This window comes from Odoribacter laneus YIT 12061 (genome assembly GCF_000243215.1).
GTDB classification, from domain to species: Bacteria; Bacteroidota; Bacteroidia; order Bacteroidales; family Marinifilaceae; genus Culturomica; species Culturomica lanea.
On the sequence record NZ_JH594596.1, the window covers coordinates 2,509,359 to 2,526,971 of the forward strand.

Sequence of the window (17,613 nt, forward strand, 5' to 3'; positions counted from 1 at the left end):
TTTCATTATTTGCCGAAATCAGAATAAATCATTCTTTTACACATCTTACAGCCCGCCCGGTTGAAGTATTACACTCATTGTCGGGATGAATGTACCAATTAGCAAATCCGAAACACACGACGTAAGGGCTGATTTCATCAAAAGGACCACTCATCCAATAATGCCCGTATTCACCGGCATCGGAAAGTCCTCCCGCACTACTCCTGCAACCTTGTGCCGGATAAAAAGTCGTATTCGTTCCGTCATAAATAACCGTATAACCGCCAGTAAAACTCCCTTTTACGCTCCACTGCTCAGGAACAGGAGTAAAATGACCGTCATAGGTTACGAACGACCAGGCAAAATTACCGGGAACCCGGTAGCCGACAGGACAAGGATCGTAAATTGTCTTTAGCGTTTCCGACAGCTCTCTGTATACATATCCTTCGGGATTCCCCCATAAATAGAAATTACGGTTCACTCTACCTGCACCACCTCCGTAATACCAGTCAGCGGAAGTTTCCTGATCCTTGGCCAGCAAAAAATGAGTAGGGTTAGCCAATGTATACGCTATAGTTCCTTTGTCAGAGGAAGTCCAAAGTTCGGCAAACCGATCTGTCAAAACTTTACCCTCTATATCATATAAAATCGGCTGGACAACCTCAGTGGCACTTGCCGAATTAAGGAATGGATCTTTACGGCCCCATTGGTACAACAATCCCAACGATCCGGCATCCCCTATCGTTTTGTTTACTGCTCCCAAATTCCGATCCATAAAAGTGAATTTATGTCCTTCCAGATTGATATGAGTCTCCAAGGCGGGTTTATCAGTCATCCAAATATGCCAACTCCAAAGTATTTCACCCGTTCCATCACTACCCGCATAAGCAGCGATAAGTGCGTTACCCGGCGTGAATGTTTCAGCAGTAGAAAAAATAATTTTTCCGTTGCTGAAAGCGACTTTCTTTATCAATCCCGGTTTATCCTGCCATACCAAAGCCGCCGATTTCGGTGTAATAGAAGCCGTAGAGGTATGAAACTTTCCATTAGCCATAATTCCTCCCGGACCATTACCGATAACGGTAGCATCAAAAGTATAATTACCGGCCTCGCTTATCAAATAGCTATTAGCATACACTGGATCTGTTGCCCCTATTCCATAGAATACCGGATCATTGAGATTTGTATATTCGGATATATCGCTTATCGTCCTAGCATATTCCCCTTCTCCCGGTTCCCCCGAGACTAACGTAAAGCGGTTCACATCGAGAATTACTGGCACCATCTTCCCGGATAAAAACGCCTCAGCCGGTTTATGACAAAAAGTAAAAACTCCGTTTGTCGTGGTAATGATATACTTTACCTGCCGAACCTCACTCAAATCGCAGGGAAGCGTAAGTATATAGGCCGTCACTTGTTTGCCTGCCGAAGGAGTAGAGGTTAAATTGACCTTTATCCTGTCCGTCCCGTTAGTCATTTGCAGGGAAGCTGCCGGATTAGCAGATGAAATCGGGAATGTTCCCGACAAAAACCGATCCGGTACAACGACCTCTATTGAATTTATACTTTCCATCGCATCGTCCGTTCCCAAAATGATATCCAGTTTTAAAGCACATAAAAGACTGGACATCTGAATATTCACTTCATCGGACACAAGCTGAGCGGAACCGAAACGTATATCGTAGGCATTTATATCGGTTTCAGCCGCATAGTTTTGTTCATTTTGCAAGGTAAGGAAACCTTCATTTCCTGTCACTTTCGGATAAATGGCAGTGACCTCCTGCCCTAGCCCGAAAGATAATTCGCCGGCAAAAGTACCTACAGAAGTACCTGCTCCGGCCGAAAGCGTCAGTTGGCAAGCAGGTAATCCAGCCCTGAGGACAGTCATTACATCCCCTTGGTTCCAATATGCCCTTAACGACATATCATCACCTGTAAACGGTTGGACAGTAGCGGTAATCTGATCGGCAACGATCCCTTTCATTTCTTCGTCATCCTTCGAGCAGGCTGTAATTATTACAGCAAACAGCACGATACTTAATAATTTTTTCATTTGTGTTCGGGTTTAAATGAGTAGATTAATAATAGGGTTTTGTAAAAATATCCTGAATCTTGATTATTCTTTCTTACCGCCATAATGACGATAAATAATCAACACAAAAGAGATAAAAAACAAACATCCCTTCCTTCTTTAAATGATTACTCTATGTAAAACAAACCTTCAGCACCACCATTCGGATAAGATATAACTATTTCCTATCCACTTTTGGACTTCCCTCTTTCGCTCTATCTACAGGACAGTTTTTTTAACATTTTGGGTGACGTCTATTTTTTATAATTTCAATTTTTAACATTTTTTATTAAATCTGCTTGTTCGGAATAAAGACTTAAAAAGACCCTTCTCTTTCCTGTTTTTCTTAAAGTTAAGCGTTATAAAGATTCTTCACTCCTTCATTTTATCTCTTAACAATTTATTTACCAGCATGCAACAGAAATGTCATATAATAAAAGCTATTTTGTTAGGAGAAAAAGAATAAATTATGAAAAATAGATTACAAGTTTCTACCGTTATTATTTCTGATGTACATCTGGGTTCCGAACACTCCAAAGTGGAAGAACTGACAGCTTTCTTAAAAAGTATAGATTGCCAGAAATTAATATTGAACGGGGACATTATTGATGGCTGGAAATTACAGAGAAATCCGTTCGGGCGTTGGAAAAAAAGTTATACCGATCTGGTAAAAGTCATTATGAAAATGATGGAAAATCATTCCACTCAAGTAATCTATGTCCGTGGAAATCATGACGATTTCCTGGACAAACTGATTCCGTTCAAATTACCGAACATGTTTATTGTCAATGATTACGTACACCTGTCTCACGGTAAACGCTATTATGTGGCACACGGAGACATTTTTGATACTATCACTTCTCATATGATCTGGCTGGCAAAGCTTGGAGATTACGGTTATAGTTTTCTCTTGTGGCTGAATAAAATTCTGAACAATTACCGCCGCCGGAAAGGCATGCCTTATTATTCTTTTTCTCAAAACATAAAGCATAAAGTCAAATCGGCCGTATCCTATATCTCGGATTTTGAAAGAGAATTATCAAAAATTGCAGCTACCCGTCATTTTGATGGGATTATTTGCGGACACATTCATCAACCGGCGAATACCTGGTATGGGAACATTCACTACCTGAATTCCGGGGACTGGGTGGAATCCTTGACCGCGCTCATCGAATATCCCGATGGCGGATGGGAAATATACCATCATCATCAAGATGAAAAGATAGATACAAAAGAATTAAAATTAGCTGTATAATGCGATTTTTGTTTATTATTCAGGGAGAAGGACGAGGACATTTCACACAAGCTTTAGCCTTACAACAAATTCTGCAACAGAAAGGAGATACCCTCTGTGCCGTCCTCGTAGGAAAAAGTTCACACCGGCAATTGCCAGCCTTCTTTACCACCAAAATAGACGCTCCAGTCTACACTTTTGAAAGCCCGAATTTTCTTCCCACTCCGCAGAATAAGCGTCCGCCTTTACTTAAAAGTCTGTTTTTTAATTTAGGAAAACTGCCGGAATTTCAAAAAAGCATAAAATTTATACATCGAAAGATCTGTGATCTTCAACCGGACCTGGTCATTAATTTTTACGAATTGCTTACCGGTCTGACCTATTTATTCAAAAGTCCTCCTTATCCTCTTATTTGTATCGGTCATCAATACCTGTTTTTACACAAGGACTTTCAATTCCCTCCGGCATCCCGTTTAGAATTATTTTTTCTTCGCTTTTTTTCCAGGATAACAGCAATAGGTGCCGTTCAGAAATTTGCTTTATCCTTCTATGATTTCCCACAGGATCCCCGGCACCAAATTACAGTGATTCCCCCTTTACTACGAAAAGAAATCTTTGATTTCGCTCCCGTCTCTCGGGATTTTTTACTGGGCTATTTACTCAATAGCGGATATGTTTCAGAAATTACACAATGGCAAGCCCAACATCCGGTAACTCCCTTACATTTTTTCTGGGATCAAAAAGAAGCTCCGCGACAATTAGAAATAAATTCCCATTTTCATCTTCATAAAATCGACGATACTTTATTTCTTCAATACATGGTCAATTGCAAAGCGTATGCAACCACAGCCGGCTTCGAATCAGTATGTGAAGCTCTTTATTTACAAAAGCCGGTATTAATGGTACCTGTCCATATCGAACAAAAATGTAATGCCTGGGATGCGCAAAATGTCGGAGCCGGAATATCCGCAAGCCGTTTCGATTTAGACAGCCTTTTGAATTTTATCCCTCTTTATCGTCCCAACCCGGTTTTTAAAAGATGGGCACAATCCGCTCCTTCACGGATCTATCCCCTTCTTGAAGCCAATCGGCTCAAACCGAAATCCTCTCCTATAAAGTTTGCTTCTGTTTTAGCAAAATTCAGCGCTTATTCTCTAAAATGATTCTCCCTCATTTTCATATAAAGAGGAAAGACCAACTTCTATTCGTTTAAAAATTCCAAGGATAAATGACTATTCGTATCCCTTCCCTGCACTTCCCGTTTCAATCTATCTTCTAATCTACCCCTATTTTTCCTTCGTCTCTAAACTTTATCAGAGGTTTTACGTTAAAATACCATAAACGTAAGGCATATGATTATTTTTTATCCCATTACCCCAGCTGATAAATCTCTTATCACGTCCTATACTCTTCTTGGAGAATACAGGGACAACAACTTATCTATCTGTAACCTCTGTAGTTGGCATTTTTTAAGCGAAAGCAGTTATGCCATTTTAAATCATCAATTATTAATACGTTTCCGGGACCGGGAAGGGAATCCGATTTATACCCTACCTTTCGGCGAAGGGGATACAACGTTGACATTGGACTTACTTCATCAAGACGCTGTTGCGAATAACCAGCCTTTGTTATTCTTCGGACCGACTCCCTTCCTACGGGAAGAATTGGAGAAATATTTCCAAGGTCGTTTTGAATACACTTGTCCAAGAGATCATTTTGACTATCTTTATTTAAGAGAAGCATTAGCAGAGTTAAAAGGGAAAGACTATCAGCCGAAACGAAATCATGCCAACCGTTTCCGTAAAAAATATTCATATACCTATACGCCTTTATCTCCGGAAATCCTTCCGCATTGTCTGGAATTAGCACAAAAATGGTGTGAGAGACACAACTGTGAGGAAGACCGGAATTTACAATTAGAACAACAGGCCATGCAATTTGCAATGGAACATTTTGAAACACTCGGGCTTTCAGGAGGAGCTTTATGGGTAGATCATGAAATAGTCGCTTTCACCTATGGTGCTCCCATCAATTATGATACATTTTGTGTACACATTGAAAAAGCAAATACAGATTTTGACGGTGCTTACACTGTCATCAATCAGGAATTTGCTTCACGCATTCCGCACTCTTTTACCTATATTAACCGGGAGGAAGATTTAGGAATTCCCGGTTTAAGAAAAGCCAAACTCTCTTATTCTCCTGCCCTCCTACTGGAAAAATGCCGGGCTTTTTTTTCTGGAAGAATAATATTTACATGATTTTTCAAAAAAACGAATGACTCGTCTTCCCGATTTCAAAATCTTTTATCCTTATCCTGCATAGATACTCTTAAAATCATATTAAGGCAGGAGTAAATCTTGGTATTCTTTATGCCGGATCAGGTAAGTTTCTACAAAAGCACAAGAAGGAACAACATTTAAGTGATTCTCCCGTGCATACTCCAAGGCTTGCTTTACTAATGCAGTTCCTATCCCTTTTCCTTCCAATTCCGGAGGTACAATCGTATGGAGAATATCCATTACGCCTTCTGCAATCACATATTCTAAAAAAGCAGTTTTTCCGCTGCATTCCACTTCAAAACGGCTCTCTTTTTGACTATGTCCTACCGAATATTTCATAACTGACTATTTAATAATTAACGTATCCTCTTTTACTGTATTTTACAACAAAATGGTAGCGAAATATAGACAATAAATGTGAAAAATAAAATGAATCCCTATAATTTAAGTATAGGACTGAAAATAAAACCGATTTCCGTTGAATATTCTCCTCTTCTCTAAACTCCTGTTAAAATAAAAAGGACAGCCACCTCTCTTAACCCTGTCTTTCAAAAATTATATTTCTATCGAATCCTGGTTTTATCATTCCCCTTCCAAATAATAAAGATTTTAGCAGTTATATATACCTATTCCTTGATCCTGAATTTATAGCAAAGCGGAAAAGCTTAATAAGGAATATTTTAAATATCAAACATTTAGACATAGAATTTCTTTTGTATAAACTTTATTTAATTTATAAAGTAAAGAATAAAAAGGAATACTTATTATTGTATTCCAAAATAAAGCAGATCAAAGGCTGTTTTTCATCATAACGATTCTGAATTAAACAATGAAATTATTCCTATGTATTGCTTATTGCATTCTATTAGGAGGATGCGGTAAAAATGTAGACACAGAGCGATCAAGTACGGATTTATTCAATGACGGCTGGCTGTTTGTACGTTCTGACAGTCAGCCGGCAGCCATCCGGCCGGATAAAATGGAAAAAGTAATCCTACCTCACACTCCTCGCCTAGAGCCGTTGACGGTAAACAATCAATGGCAGGGAATCTGTTATTACGCAAAAAAATTCATGCTGCCTGAAGCATTAAAAGGGAAGTTACTTTTTATCCGTTTCGACGGAGCCATGAATGTAGCAGATGTATGGTTGAACGGGAAACATCTGTTGACACATACAGGCGGATATTTACCCTTTACTGTTCCGCTTAACAGCGCCTTAGAAACTGAAGCCGAAAATACCCTCCTCGTCCGTCTTGACAACCGGGACAATAAAATCACGGGACCAAAGCCTCTTCGTTTACTTGATTTTTGTACTTACGGGGGACTTTATCGCAACGTCTGGCTGATAAGTAAAGATTCCCTCTATATTACAGATCCGGTTTCCCGGAAGGAAGGCGGAATTTTCGTACATGCCTCTGCTCTATCCGAAGAGAAAGCAGACCTTCATATCCGCACAAATATCGCCAATTTTTTCACGGGAAACAAAAGGGCAGATATTGAATATGAAATCCACGACCCTTCCGGCCGAATCGTATCCAGCTACAGGGAAATGCTATCAATCCGAAGTAAGGAGGATACAACTCTGAATGTTGTGTGTCAGCTAAAACGCCCGGTTTTATGGAGCCCGGAATCACCTTCTCTCTACACGCTAAATATAAACGTCCGCCAAAGAAACCGACTGATGGACTCCGAAAAAGTACGTTTTGGAATCCGGGATTTGAAAATCACCCCCGAAGGGTTGTGGCTAAACGGGAAAAAGCGATTTTTACGAGGTGTAAACCGTCACCAGGAATACCCTTATATCGGTTACGCACTTTCAGACGAAGCTCAATACCGGGACGCCCGGAAAATAAAAGAAGCCGGATTCGACTATGTGCGCCTGAGCCATTATCCGCAATCACCGGCATTTTTAGAAGCATGTGACGAAATGGGTGTTCTGGTGCTCGATGCTATTCTCGGATGGCAATATTTCGGTGATTCCCTCTTCATTGAACATGCCCTTCATTCTGCCCGCGAATTGATCCGGCGCGACCGCAATCATCCTTCCCTCTTAGCCTGGGAACTTTCAATCAATGAAACGCCTATGCCATCCACTTTCACAAAAGCAGTAAATCAAATTGCCCGGGAAGAATTTCCTTATCCGGACTGTTATACTGCCGGCTGGATACGCAATGCCTATTCTATCTATATAGAAGCACGGCAACACCGCCATGATTTATATCCTTCACAACCCCTGCTCGTATCGGAATACGGGGATTGGGAATATTATGCCCAAAATGCCGGATTTCACCAAAACAACTGGAAGGATTTATTACCGGAAGAACGCAGCTCCCGCCAACCCCGTTTTTCTGGAGAAAAACGACTGCTTCAGCAAGCCCGCAATATACAAGAAGCCCATAACGATAATTTGAAAACTCCTGCTTTCGCCGATGGCTACTGGGCTATGTTTGATTATAATCGGGGTTATGCAGATGATATTGAATATTCCGGTATTATGGATATTACCCGTATTCCGAAATTTTCCTATTATTTTTTCCGGAGTCAACGCACTACTCCCGATGTACTGTTTATTGCCTCCTATTGGCAACCGGGAGAGAGTCAGCAAGTAAGGGTATTTGGAAATTGCGAAGAAGTAGAACTTTATGTAGACGACCTGCTCGTGGAACGGCGAAAACCAGATACCGATATTTTCTCCTCTCAATTGACCCATCCTCCTTTTACATTTAATGTAAGTTGTAAAAAACCGGGAACAGTAAAAGCTGTAGGCTTCCGTAAAGGAAAAGTTGTATCAGAACATAAAGTTACAACAGCAGGCAAGCCCACTCACCTAAAACTAGTAGTAGATGAAAGTGGCATAGCCCCGGCACGGAATGATGTGGTATTTGTCTATGCTTTGATTTGCGATAAGCAAGGCAGCCTGGTCCACTCTGCTTCCGACAGTATTATTTTTCATATAGAGGGAGCGCAGCTTTGTAGTCCCGCTTTCCTCCAAGCAGAAGCCGGCATCGCAACAGCTCTTATCCGGACGGGCAATATGCCGGGACATATCAGAATTTCCGCAGAAGCCAAAGGTATGCCACAAGCAGATAAAGAAATTATTATCGAATAAAAGCTACTCCTTTACCACCAAACAAAAAGAGCTTGTCCGAAAATATTATCCCGAATCCGGAAATGACAACAGGCATTTCCAAATTCAGGATAAAAAATTTAATCGGTATTAAAAAATCATTTGGTCCATCCTTGTGTCCAATCAGCACCTTTTTTTACAGCCCCTCTATAAGTAGCCTTTGTAAAGAAAGAATCGGCAGAAAGATCGGCTCCTCCCTCTACAGTTCCAACGTAAACATTTTCAAAAGAAAGGGTTTGGTTGATCTCATTATGATTTTCTGCTGTCCTAAATAACTCGCTGGAGTAAATGCCTTCATTACATTTAATATCGGAAGATAATGTCATATATTTCAATACAGAAGCGTCAGAAGCCGAGGACACCAAAGCGTTTTCTGTTTGTTCGGTCTCTGTCGTTAAACATTCAGGTTTTCCGGTTACCAGAGCATTGTATATTTTTACTTTGGTTCCCGCCCGTAAACGAATTCCCCTCTTTCCTTCTGTAGAATTATTGCCAATTAAAGTCAAATTAGATAATGTAGGAAAAGCGACCGGAGTAGCTGTAGCATCATCTCCGTTATTATCAGCTTCTATCAGGCAATCTCCCATATCCTTTGCGCCACTGGTACCCAACTGGGTAGCAACTAAAAACTGGGCCTTTCCGTTCCAACCTTCTGTCCAGTCGAAAGAATCATCCTCATTATCTGTAGCAAGCAAATATTTCACATTTACCGAACCACCGAAAAATTCAAAACCATCGTCAGCTCCCTTATAGGATTGCAGATATTCAACAGTAGTCCCATTCCCGACCCCATAGAAAGATACTCCGTTTGATTCGTGTTCATCATCGAAAGAAAAACCTGTATATTCCAAGCGAATGTATCTCAGTATACCAGAATTATCATCCTCTTTATTTCCACCGTAAGGAGCATTCCCAATCTCGGATTTAGTACCTGCACCCTTATTTGTATGTGCATATCCGCAGATATGGATCCCGCCCCAACCGCCGGGAGTCTGGTCCTCTGCAGTCATTATAATCGGATCGTCGGCCGTTCCCTGTGCATCGATATACCCTCCTTGTTCCACTAAAATATAATCGGCAATATCATCTTTAACTGCTGTAAGAATAACACCCTTTTCAATTTTCAGTTTAGCTCCATTTTTAACAGCATATCCTCCGGACAGTTTAAACCGATAGCCCGACGAAAGTATCACGGTTTTACCAGAAGCAATTTCTCCCGACAAAGTCGTACCATTTTCCATTACAATCTCATCTTCATTGCCATCACCGCTACCCCCATTATCGTCATCATCGCTACAGGAAGTAAACGTAAAACTACCGATCAAAGCAATTACAGCCCATGACCTTAACTTTAAAAAATTCCTTTTCATACATTTCCCATTTTAAAATTAAAACTTATTGATTAAAACTAAAACTTATAGGTAAATCCAATTTCGGCATTCGTACCTGGCCGAAAGGCCTCTACTTCCAATTTATCGTTAATTTGCGGTACATCCTGCCGAAAACGTACCTTACTGTTGAGCAAATCTTTAACCGTCAATTTGAAACTCCAATGACGGCCTAAACTATAACTTCCCACCCAATCGAGCGTATGTAAGGTAAGTTGTTTGTTATCACCTAAGCCGAATATTCCAACCGAATGAATACGAGGCCCTTGCACATTGTATACCAAAGCCAGAATCATACGGTCGTCCCCCCCACGTAAATAAGGAGCATAACTTATATCGGCATTGATCAGATAAGGCGAAGCTCCCTGAAGAGCCCGTTGATTGTCTGTATATATCCCGCCATCTTTCGGCAATTTGACATCGGTATACATATACGAACCATTGAGGCCCAATCGAAAGTTTTTAAAAACTTCCTTACGCATTTCCACTTCTACCCCCATAGCAATTCCATTTTTTGAATTCCGGAAAGTATGTACAGCCGATCCCCCTTCTGCTTCCTGTACCCGCTCAATCGGATCGTTCAATTGCTTGAAATACAAAGTAGCCGAAAACATATCGTTATTTTTTTTCGAAAAAAGATCATAACGCAAATCCACATTAATGTTATAGCCGTTCTGAATAGCAGCATTTCCCCGGATAGCAGCACTTCCATACGACTCACGGTACAAAAAAGGAGCCATCTCCACAAAAGCCGGACGGGTCACAGTACGCGATACAGCAAAGCGAAGACTGTTTCGTTCCCCTATCGTATATTTTATATTTAAAGCCGGAAAAATATCCCCGTTTTTTAGTTCAGATTTTCGTTTTATACTCCCGTCATCAAAATAATCCACACTCTGATTGACTTGCTCATAACGCACACCTATATTTATCAACAATGTGGGGAAAGGGAAAAAATCTACCTCTGCAAAAGCAGCATACGCCTTACTCTCTGCCTTATACCGATTCCGCGGTTGATAACTCCTTTTGATCAGAATATTTCCATTCGCCACATTTTCAAAATTCAGGTAACTATCTGTATCGTAAATATTAAATATCTCAGGAGAAGGTAAATTATCCAGATTGTAATAGAAACTGGCACACCGGAAATCACGCGTCTTCCGCTTATATGTAGCTCCAAAATGTAAACGATTCTTTTCCCCAAACCGATAAGCAACTTTTACATCTCCCACCATTTCATTTTCGTCCAATTCTCCGAAATAACGCATTGTCTCCTGTTGATTCAGCAAGAAAAGACTCAATTTACCTGTCTCTTCATTTTTACGAAACATTACCTGCCGCCGATCTGGTTCATCACTCCCAGTCATTCCATAAGAACCAGCCCAATTTAATTCCCATCTCTCTCCCCATTCATGATGCCCGCTTAGCTGATTATTTAATAAACTGTATGCATGATAAACGCTATTGCTTCCCCTCAAGGTGACCCCTTCGGAATCAAAACCGTCCCGTTCCATAAATTCATCAATAGCATTGCGGGCATAAAATAATGAATAATTGAGATAGTCTGAATGACGAAAAGTATAGCTTAAGCCGGCTAAAGCCGCTATTTTGAATTTTGTTATATAACTGTTATAACGGAACATATTCAGTACACGTCCCTGAGCGGTAAATTGCTTGACAAAAGCATCTTTGAGGATTTGTTTTTCGTTACCCGCTCCCATCGATAAAAGTACATTGAGTTTTCCAAAACTCTTCCCCCAACCTACATTACCGCTGAAATCAGGCAAAGCCGTCTTCTTCTCTATAACAAAAGAAGTTCCGAAAATATCCTTTTCCTTTACCTTCTCTTCAAAAGAAGAATAAGGCATATCCAGATATTTGGAATCAATATTTCCAGTTTTTAACAGAGACCCTTCCCGGTCACTATAATAAAAATCTTTACCCAGAGTATTAAATACCCCACCGACATTCATGCCGACAGAAAAGAAATCCTCTCCTGTATGCACTTTCGTTCCAATATCTATATGTGCACCCGAATAGTCTGCAAAAGATTGTACGGCATATACTTTACTTACTGTAATATTTTTCACCGTAGCCGATGGAAATAAATCCAAAGGTATTAATTTATTATCCGGATTGGGAGAAGCAATCGGCAATCCATTTAAAGTCGTCGTACTGTAACGGTCCCCTAAGCCCCGAACAATCAACTGTCCGGCATTTGCCACAGAAATTCCAGTGATCTTTTTTACTCCTTCCTCTACATTGGAAATTCCCTTCAAACTCATTTCTTTTGCTCCCATATTTTCTATCGCTATGGTCGCATTCTGTCTTTCAACCTGTAATACCCGTTCGTTTTCTAAATTTTTACGGGCTGTCACTTTTACCTCATCCAACGTTTCGGTATCCGGTTCAAGCTCAAAATGAATTTCCTGGTTTTCCGCTACCTTTACCCCTTCCCGTATTAAATCTTGATAGCCCACAAATTTCACTATCAATGTATAAGTACCCGTGTCTACGTTTAAGGTATATCTCCCCTCCCTATCAGCAACTGTTCCGAATGCCGTACCCGCTACTTGAATAGTCGCCCCGAACAAAGGCTCTCTAGTTTTCTTGTCAACAATAGTTCCTTTGATAACTCCGCAAAATGCCTGAAAAGACAAAAGAGAGAAAAAGAAAAGAAAAAGAAAATGTCTGAGAAAATTCTGTTGTTTATACATCTTTACTTGTTTTACAGCGCAAAGATTAGCTATAAACATTACATTATGATCTCATTTTTATTTCCATTTCATTACATTTTATCACACAAAAGTCCTCTACCTCTTTCAAAACAAAGATAAAATATCGGATTTTAATATAAAGTCAGAAATTTAGCTCCTTTTCTTTTGTCCCCATTTATTATCGTTACAGCCACGCTATCAGTTATTTCTCTGATCCTGAATTTCTTTCATGTGAACGACACCTCTATATACAATAATATAATTGAGAAGTAACAATAAAATTAAGCCAGCCAAAAAGTAAGGCCAACCTCCCGTATCAAGCAAAATACCGGTAGCCCAACCCAATAAACTGGATCCCAGATAATACACCAACAAATAAATGGATATTGTAACGGAACGTTTTGCCGGATTATATTCACTGACAATCCGGTTACAGAGGACATGCACAACAAAAAAATTAAACGTAAAAACAGCTAATCCTAAGGTAACAAGCCAGAAATTGGCAATATAAAGCAATACTATACTGACAGCAGAAATTAATAATATTTTCTTCAATACCTGAAAAGAAGTATGCCGGCGGGTTAAACGCACAGTAGCTACTGATCCAAAAATTCCAAAAATATACATCAAATAAATGTAATGAATTGAATACTCGGGGAAAGAAAAAGGCTCCTCCACTAAATAAAAACCCATATAATTATACAAGCTGACAAATACGCCTAAAATCAAGCCTCCGGTAAGATAAAAGGGGATCAAAGCCTTGGAAGTAATCAGATGAAGATTCGTAACCACCAGTGAATGTAAACTTTCCCTACAAGGAATAAAATGTGTGGAACGAGGACTGAAAATCAAAAATAAAAGAGCAAAAAAAGCACAAATCAGCCCAATACTTACGGAAGCAATCCTCCACGACCAAATTGCCCCGATCCAGGAAGAAATAAAACGTCCACTCATCCCTCCCAATGCATTCCCAGCAATATAAAGAGCCATAATTTTTCCTTTATTACGCTCCGACACCTCTTCGGCAATATAAGCCATAGATACAGAAGTAGCCCCGGAAAGCAAATAGCCCTTAGCTGCACTCAATAAGATCAATAAACCAAAAAACGGAGCAAAAGAAGCTGCAACAGAAAATACAGAAGAAGCCAAAAGTCCTACGCTGATTAACTGTTTTCGCGATATGCGATCGGCAATAAACATCGTCGTTATTAAACCAAACACCATACCCAAGGTCGAGAATGACACCGCCAGACTGCTGTCACTGGCTGTCAAATGAAAATCCCGGGCTAAATCGGGCAAAAGCGGCTGAAAATAATACAACTGCGCAAAACAAGAAAAACCCGATAAGAATACACATACGGAAATAATCGTATCCCTCCGGCTGACTTTTTTTTCTAATTCAGAAGCATCCATCTCTTTAGGCAAAATCATGCGAAGGTAATGACTATCCCCTAAATTTCCTAACAGGAAAAGCAGCAGATTAACAAAAAATGAATTTCTGTTACCAGATATAAAAAAGACTACCGATTGATTTCGATAGTCTCTTTTTATAAACGTATGAAGGATTTACAATTTTTTTAATCCTTTTATTTCTTCCGGATTTGTCACTTCTATGACACTAATGGCGTATCCACCTCCAGGAGCCGCTGCTAATGTCAATTTAGATTTATTGGTTAAGATCCCCTTCCGGATGGTATAAGCTTGGGGATTATGTTCATAATGAGCATCTTTAGCATCCGCATACACGGTTGCAATGTATTTTTTCCCCGGCTCTAAATATTCAAAAGTCAAATTTGAACGATGCCCATTCTCATCGGCAGTACATCCGATAAACCAATTGTTCGTTCCCTTTGCTTTCCGGGCTACCGTGATATAGTCCCCCGGTTCTGCTTCCAGATAACGGCTATCCTCCCAATCCACAGCTACATCTTTGATAAACTGGAAAGCATCCATATAAGGTTCGTAATTCTCTATCATATCAGCAGCCATTTGTAAAGGACTGTACATCGTCACATACAAAGCCAACTGACGGGCCAATGTAGAATGCACAAACGAATGATTATCCGGATTGGCTTTACTTACCCGCATCTCAAAAATACCGGGCGTATAATCCATCGGACCTCCCATCAAACGGGTAAAAGGTAATATAGTCGTATGATCCGGATTACTTCCCCCGAAAGCTTCGTATTCCGTTCCCCGAGCCGATTCATTTCCAATCAGATTAGGATAAGTACGGCACAATCCGGTCGGTCGTACTGCCTCATGCGCATTTACCATAATCTTGTAATCAGCGGCTTTTTTCACTGCATATAAGTAATGGTTTACCAGCCATTGCCCGTAATGGTATTCCCCTCTTGGAATAATATTTCCCACATATCCGCTCTTCACAGCATTATAGCCATTCTCTACCATAAATTTGTAAGCTGTATCCAAATGACGTTCGTAATTGCGAACCGAAGCCGATGTCTCATGATGCATCATCAGTTTTACTCCTTTAGAAGCAGCATACTGATTTAATTCCTGTACATCGAAATCCGGATAAGGAGTTACAAAATCAAATACATAATCTTTGGTTTTACCAAACCAATCCTCCCAGCCGATATTCCATCCTTCCACCAACACTTGGTCAAAACCATGCTCCGCCGCAAAATCAATATATTTTTTCACATGTTCCGTATGGGCAGCATGCTTTCCGTTAGGCTTTACCTGAGTATAATCAGTTTCTCCCAACTTTACGGCAGGCAGATCCGTATAGGCCCAACTACTTTTTCCGGTAATCATTTCCCACCATACCCCGATGTATTTTACCGGTTTGATCCAACTGACATCTTCATAAACACAAGGATCATTCAAATTGAGGATCAATTTAGAAGCCAATATTTCACGGGCATCATCACTCACCATCACCGTCCGCCAGGGAGAATGACAGGGAGCCTGCATATATCCTTTATCCCCTATAGCATCCGGAGTCAACCACGATTCAAATACCATATTCTTGTCATCCAGATTCAGATGCATACAGGCATAATCGACCAAAGCTGCTTCGTGAATATTGATATATAAACCGTCGTCACTTTTCATCATCAGCGACGTCTGTACCCCAGTCGGTGAAAATGGCGTCTGGGAAGAATTAGGAGTAATAGCAGCTTCCATTTTACCGCGTATCTCCGATAATTTAGAAGTTACCGTACTGTATTCCTGGGTATCATAGTCCCCCGGAATCCAAAAAGCCTTATGATCTCCGGCCATTGCAAACTGAGTATGCTCTTCTTTGATTACAAAATAATTCAAATTCGGTTGCTGCGGGAATTCATAACGGAAACCAACTCCATCATCGTATAAACGGAAACGGATGATCATCGTTCGCCCGGTTTCTTCCTGTTCTAATGTTAATGCCAACTCATTATAGTGATTACGGATATCCTTTACTTCTCCCCACACCGGTTGCCAGGTCTCGTCGAAAGCAGACGTATGTACCTCTGCAATCCTAAAGTCACTCCTCAAATCTTTCTCATTCTTTACTTCCAACCCCAACCGACTTTCTTTGATTACCGGACGATTCTTATAGTCTAAACGGTACACCGGACACCCGTCTTTTACATCCGCCTGCAACACCAGGTTTCCATTGGGAGATTTCAGCTCCGCCGCCTTCAGACCAGCAGCAGCAAGTAAACAGACTAATAAAATTTGTAATCTTCTCATATTCTATGGATTTAGTTCATTTTTATAACGTTTGCAATTTAAATCTAGCCACATTTGTACTGCCATACAAAAATATACCGAAAAAGACCTTAATCCAGAGAAGGGAGAAAAAAAGGAGTAAATAGGAAGAACCGTTAAATGTTAATTTACTGACAACAAGGACATTATCCAATAGATAGATTGTTAAAAAAGGAGTGAAACTTCAGTTTATAAGCAAGAGGATCTTTTAGATCTATCGGGAAATAAATAAAGTAAGGACATTATAATATATAATTTTACATTAAAACGTTACCTTTGTCTGTAATTCTTATCAAATCGTATGGAAAACATGAAAAAACTGAATGATCTGGTTACTTGGAAAATAGGAGATTATGCATTACAATTATCCGTAGTTATTTTGGGAGTCTTGATTACTTTCGGCGGAGGGAATATGTTAAACAAACGGGCGAAGGCGAAAGAGATCACCAATGCGATGGAGTTAATCAAAATTGAATTAGAGACGAACAGAAAAAGCATTCAGGAAATCGGTAAAACTTTAGCCATTGAGCAAAAAGCAAGCCGATATGCACTTCGCTTTGAAAATAACCTCAGCAAAGCTTCGAATGATTCGTTAGAAATATATCTCTCCTATCCTTTTCTGATAAATAATTTCAGAGCTAAAACAGATGCTTTGGAAATGTTCAAAATGTCTTCTTTAGCCCCACAAGTACACGATAAAAAACTTATTCTCCAAATCATAAAAACCTATAATGAAATTATCATCGTTGAAGACATTGTCAAATGGTACTACGATTTAAAAACTCAATATATGAATGATATGAAAACGGAACGGGATTTTCTTTATAAAGAAGACAAACTTCTTCGGGAAGGTGTCAAAAAAAATATTCAGCAAATCTGGCAATTCCGATTAACCAGTTTTCCCGTCCATAATGTCCTTACCTTCATATCAGGTGCGCGGGATTTTAAAAAAGGCTTTCCTGAAGTCGAAACCTTACTCAACGAAACCATCCAAATGATCGAAGAAAGACAGGGTCCCAGAGGAAATTAAAGAAAAATCTTCTTTTCCCCCAGAGGGACGGACCTTTTGGGGCATTTTTGCCCAAAATACTCTTT

Annotated in this window: 11 protein-coding genes; 5 read left to right on the forward strand and 6 right to left on the reverse strand. The window is 40.0% G+C overall.

Annotation, left to right across the window (positions count from 1 at the left end):
• Positions 1-28 precede the first annotated feature (28 nt).
• On the reverse strand, positions 29-2,032 hold the full coding sequence (locus tag HMPREF9449_RS10515) for a fibrobacter succinogenes major paralogous domain-containing protein (protein ID WP_009137238.1): 2,004 nt from the start codon (positions 2,030-2,032) through the stop codon (positions 29-31).
• Positions 2,033-2,519: 487 nt separating this feature from the next.
• Here HMPREF9449_RS10515 and HMPREF9449_RS10520 point away from each other — a divergent pair, with 487 nt between their 5' ends.
• The 3 genes from HMPREF9449_RS10520 (at position 2,520) to HMPREF9449_RS10530 (ending at position 5,545) form a co-directional block, all read left to right on the forward strand.
• On the forward strand, positions 2,520-3,305 hold the full coding sequence (locus HMPREF9449_RS10520; protein ID WP_009137239.1) for a UDP-2,3-diacylglucosamine diphosphatase: 786 nt from the start codon (positions 2,520-2,522) through the stop codon (positions 3,303-3,305).
• Positions 3,305-4,447 (forward strand): glycosyltransferase family protein, encoded by a 1,143-nt coding sequence (locus HMPREF9449_RS10525; RefSeq protein ID WP_009137240.1) that lies wholly within the window; start codon positions 3,305-3,307, stop codon positions 4,445-4,447. Before HMPREF9449_RS10520 ends, HMPREF9449_RS10525 begins: the two co-directional genes overlap by 1 nt.
• Before the next feature lie 189 nt (positions 4,448-4,636).
• Positions 4,637-5,545 (forward strand): DUF2156 domain-containing protein, encoded by a 909-nt coding sequence (locus HMPREF9449_RS10530; protein ID WP_009137241.1) that lies wholly within the window; start codon positions 4,637-4,639, stop codon positions 5,543-5,545.
• Positions 5,546-5,626: 81 nt separating this feature from the next.
• Here HMPREF9449_RS10530 and HMPREF9449_RS10535 read toward each other — a convergent pair whose 3' ends face one another.
• Positions 5,627-5,905 carry a GNAT family N-acetyltransferase gene (locus HMPREF9449_RS10535; protein ID WP_009137242.1) on the reverse strand — a complete coding sequence of 93 codons (279 nt, stop codon included), beginning with the start codon at positions 5,903-5,905 and terminating at the stop codon, positions 5,627-5,629.
• A 490-nt stretch (positions 5,906-6,395) separates the two neighbouring features.
• Between HMPREF9449_RS10535 and HMPREF9449_RS10540 the strand changes: the two genes are divergently transcribed.
• A complete protein-coding gene (locus HMPREF9449_RS10540) occupies positions 6,396-8,675 on the forward strand; it encodes a glycoside hydrolase family 2 TIM barrel-domain containing protein (protein WP_009137243.1) in 2,280 nt (759 codons plus the stop codon).
• Positions 8,676-8,791: 116 nt separating this feature from the next.
• Here the strand turns inward: HMPREF9449_RS10540 and HMPREF9449_RS10545 are convergent, their stop codons facing one another.
• From HMPREF9449_RS10545 to HMPREF9449_RS10560, 4 genes are all read right to left on the reverse strand, one after another.
• Positions 8,792-10,063, reverse strand: a complete 1,272-nt coding sequence (locus tag HMPREF9449_RS10545) for a hypothetical protein (RefSeq protein ID WP_009137244.1) — start codon at positions 10,061-10,063, stop codon at positions 8,792-8,794.
• A gap of 38 nt (positions 10,064-10,101) precedes the next feature.
• On the reverse strand, positions 10,102-12,798 hold the full coding sequence (locus HMPREF9449_RS10550) for a TonB-dependent receptor (RefSeq protein ID WP_040611350.1): 2,697 nt from the start codon (positions 12,796-12,798) through the stop codon (positions 10,102-10,104).
• A 198-nt stretch (positions 12,799-12,996) separates the two neighbouring features.
• The gene (locus tag HMPREF9449_RS10555) at positions 12,997-14,229 is read right to left on the reverse strand and encodes an MFS transporter (protein ID WP_232211415.1); all 1,233 of its coding nucleotides are present in this window, start codon (positions 14,227-14,229) and stop codon (positions 12,997-12,999) included.
• A 135-nt stretch (positions 14,230-14,364) separates the two neighbouring features.
• Positions 14,365-16,500 carry a glycoside hydrolase family 97 protein gene (locus tag HMPREF9449_RS10560; RefSeq protein ID WP_009137247.1) on the reverse strand — a complete coding sequence of 712 codons (2,136 nt, stop codon included), beginning with the start codon at positions 16,498-16,500 and terminating at the stop codon, positions 14,365-14,367.
• 328 nt (positions 16,501-16,828) lie between these two features.
• Here HMPREF9449_RS10560 and HMPREF9449_RS10565 point away from each other — a divergent pair, with 328 nt between their 5' ends.
• Complete coding sequence (locus HMPREF9449_RS10565) at positions 16,829-17,548, forward strand: hypothetical protein (protein WP_147640063.1); 720 nt, start codon at positions 16,829-16,831, stop codon at positions 17,546-17,548.
• Positions 17,549-17,613 lie beyond the last annotated feature (65 nt).